The sequence below is a fragment of the Mesorhizobium sp. M7A.F.Ca.CA.004.04.2.1 genome (genome assembly GCF_004022825.1).
Taxonomy (GTDB): domain Bacteria; phylum Pseudomonadota; class Alphaproteobacteria; order Rhizobiales; family Rhizobiaceae; genus Mesorhizobium.
The window spans coordinates 1-1,280 of the sequence record NZ_RZPH01001341.1 but is presented as its reverse complement, the minus strand read 5'-3'; the positions used below and the strand labels follow the sequence as shown (position 1 = coordinate 1,280).

At 67.7% G+C, this 1,280-nt stretch carries 1 protein-coding gene; it reads left to right on the top strand.

What is annotated here, in order from left to right:
• Positions 1-1,280, top strand: a 1,280-nt coding sequence (locus EN893_RS34390; protein WP_206640243.1) for an autotransporter-associated beta strand repeat-containing protein, incomplete at both ends; no start/stop codon positions are given.

Below are 1,280 nucleotides of genomic sequence, written 5' to 3'. Positions count from 1 at the left end.
ACCGTGCAGGGCGGCACGGGGGGCGCCAGCGGCTATGGCGATCCACGCTACCGCGCCGGATCTGGCGGGATCGGCATTGCCGGGGCAGGCCTCACCGTGACCAACAGCGGCACCATCGCCGGTGGATTCTCGATCGACGGCAACGGTCCCCAGGCTCATGCGATCCAGTTCACCGGTGGCGTCAATACGCTGGAACTGCACGCCGGCTCGGTGGTCAGCGGCACTGTGGAGGCCTTCAGCGCGGCCGACACATTCGGCCTCGGCGGTTCGGTCGGCGGTTCCTTCGATCTTTCACAATTGGGCGCGGCGGGCTCTTCCGCCCAGTATCAGGGCTTCGGCATCCTGGAAAAGTCCGGCACCGGCACCTGGACTATTTCCGGCACACCGGGCACGGTCATGGCCTGGTCCGTTACGCAAGGCATCCTCGATCTCGGCGCCACGACGCAGACCGCCACCGGCTTCACGCTGACGGGCGGGGAATTGCGCAACGGCACTCTGAGCACCGCCGGCAGCTTCGCCTTGAGCAACGGCACCGTGTCGGCGCTCCTCGGCGGGACCGGCTCCCTGGTCAAATCCGGCACCGGCACGGTCGTCCTCACCGGCACCAACACCTATTCGGGCGGCACCTTCGTCAACGGCGGCACATTGAGGATCGGCGGCGACTGGGCGCTGGGCGATGTCTCGGGCGCCCTGACCTTGAACGGCGGCGCGCTGCAGGTGACGGGCAATCCCGTCAGCTTCACGCTGGAACGCCAGATAATCCTCGGCGCCAACGGCGGCACCTTCGATGTCGGCGCCGGCAAGAACCTCATCCTCGACGGCGTGGTTTCGGGTGACGGACAACTCGCCAAGACCAGTTCCGGCACGCTGACGCTGACCGGCGCCAACAGCTATTCGGGCGGCACGGCGGTACGCGGCGGCAGCCTTGTCGCGGCGGCGACAGGTGCGCTCGGCGACGGGCCGGTCACCATAAACTCCAACGGAAGCGGGGGATGGGCCAGGCTCTATTTCTCGGGCAACGACGCCGCCTATCCAGTCAGCGCCCAGGACCTCTCGATCACCGTCGGCCGGGGCGACCTCAACTTCCAGGGCAATGCGACCGCCGGCGCGGCCACCATCGTCCTGGCGCAGGACGGCTATGGCGGGCTCAATTTCGGCACCGGAACCGATGCCGGCACGGCCAGCATCACCAACCAGGGCGGCGGCTTCGTCGCCTTCACGGGGGCAAGCGCCGCCAACGCGACCATCGTCAATGACGGCCTGGGCGTACCGTATTATTT